Raw genomic sequence first — 2,007 nt, 5'->3', positions numbered from 1 at the left:
TTTTTCATTTAATCCTTGCCTTTAGTGGATAGTCATGTTAATTTTAAACTAACGATTATACAAATAGAAAGTATAGATATAGAGGATGCGCAACCAATCAGTAGCCGATGGTGAAAGGTGGTTGTGCCGAAATGCAGATTTTCTGTGTTGGGGGTAATACCTAAGAGGGTTATCCCTGTCAAACCTTAATGCCCATTAAGGTGCGGAGCGCTTGTCTTATGCTAGGGATTAAAAACTGTTAGGGTTATTGAATGCTATCAGTATTTTTTGACACGTTTTCCTAGGTAGACATAGAGTGATGCTCTTGTCTGCCTTTTTTTATACTCAAGCTATCTGATCGTTTTTCATAAAGACAATTACAAAGTGCGAACAATATAGGAGGATTCTCATGACAATTTTTAAAGGTTCTGCGGTAGCCATCGTTACCCCTTACGATAATTCATTAGAACAAAATATCAATTACGATGTGTTTGCGGAGTTGATTGAATTTCAAATTGAAAATGGTACAGATGCCATTGTCGTTGCCGGAACAACTGGTGAAGCTTCAACACAAACTGACGAAGAACAAGTTGAATTAGTAAAATTCTGCGTGGAAAAAGTCAATGGCCGTGTGCCCGTGATTGCTGGTGCAGGGTCTAATGATACTGCCCACGGGATCCAATTAACGAAAGGCTGTGTAGCCGCAGGTGCAGATGCTATTCTTTCTGTAACGCCTTATTATTTAAAAACGAGCCAAGCTGGTTTATTGGCGCATTATAGTGCCATTGCAGATGCTGTAAAAACGACGCCTATTATCTTATATGATGTGCCAGGACGTACAGGTATGTCTATTGCACCAAAAACATTGGCGGAACTTAAAAATATCGAAAACATTGTCGCGATTAAAGATGCAACTGGTGATTTAGCCAATGCAGTGGATGCGCGTTACCACGTTGGTCCTGATTTTGATGTGTACTCTGGAAACGACGATACGGTTATTCCATTAATGAGTTTGGGTGGCCAAGGGGTGATTTCTGTTTTGGCTAACATTGCACCAAAACAAGTACATGAAATGACTCATTATGCCTTAAATGGCGACTTTAAAAAAGCGGCTGAAATTCAAACGTCTTTTAAACCGTTAATCGATATTTTATTCAGTGAACCAAATCCAATTCCAATCAAAAAAGCCATGTCTATGCTTGGTTTTGATACCGGTTCAGTGCGTCTACCACTAGTCCCTGCCCAAGAGGAAACAGTGGCTGCACTAGAAGCTGAAATGAAACGATTGAATTTGCTATAGTCTTTTCAATTCTGAAGTAAATTGTGGTATATTAAAGGGTGTGTAACTTATGAGTGCACGCTCTTTCTTTTATTGCAGCTGATAAGTGATAGATTGAATATGTAAAATAGGAGTTTTGATTTATGCCAACTGGAACACCACCATTTCGAATCAAACTAAAAAAAGTTGATCGGCAAATGGTTGACATTTATAATCGTTCTTCTTTCCATCGAAACGAACTCTTGATTCCCCTTAGACCCTTCTCTATTGAGTTAGCCGACAAGAAAATTGACGTCACTGTGCGTCAAATTGTTGTCTTACCTGAACCGATTATGAGACGGTTAATCATACCGGAAAAAGACTGTGGTCCTCACGTTGACGACCACAAACCAACAGAAGAAAAAATATATGCCTATATTTTATCCCTAGGCGAACCTTACTTAGATGCCATTGCCAATGATTTTGTGGAAACACCTGAAGTTAAACACATTTTTGATGAACCCCATGTCTTCAGTTTCTCTTTCGTCACTTGGCAACATCTACTACAAACTTTGATTCAATTACAGTTGGAATTGAAACGACCTGAAGATAATATTCAAAAGAAAATGATCTTTAGTATTGTATCGACCATATTCCTTGAATTGTGTCGACTTTCTTCTGCTTCAAACCAAAACCGATTAGAGATGTCTGAAAGAGAAATTTTAGCCTACGAAATTAAACATTTTATTGTTGATTCCTACCGAAAAGAC

At 38.4% G+C, this 2,007-nt stretch carries 2 protein-coding genes and 1 riboswitch; both genes read left to right on the top strand.

The features are described 5' to 3' along the window. Positions 1-71 precede the first annotated feature (71 nt). Positions 72-220: riboswitch (Lysine riboswitch) on the top strand. A gap of 168 nt (positions 221-388) precedes the next feature. After that, positions 389-1,279, top strand: coding sequence for a 4-hydroxy-tetrahydrodipicolinate synthase (gene dapA / locus ACRCJ0_RS12845; RefSeq protein ID WP_431390676.1), 891 nt, complete (start codon positions 389-391; stop codon positions 1,277-1,279). 122 nt (positions 1,280-1,401) lie between these two features. After that, positions 1,402-2,007 (top strand): helix-turn-helix domain-containing protein (locus tag ACRCJ0_RS12840; RefSeq protein ID WP_431390675.1); only part of this gene is annotated, 606 nt, incomplete at its 3' end.

This window comes from Aerococcus sp. L_32 (genome assembly GCF_050689315.1).
This window is presented reverse-complemented; position numbering and strand designations above follow the sequence as displayed.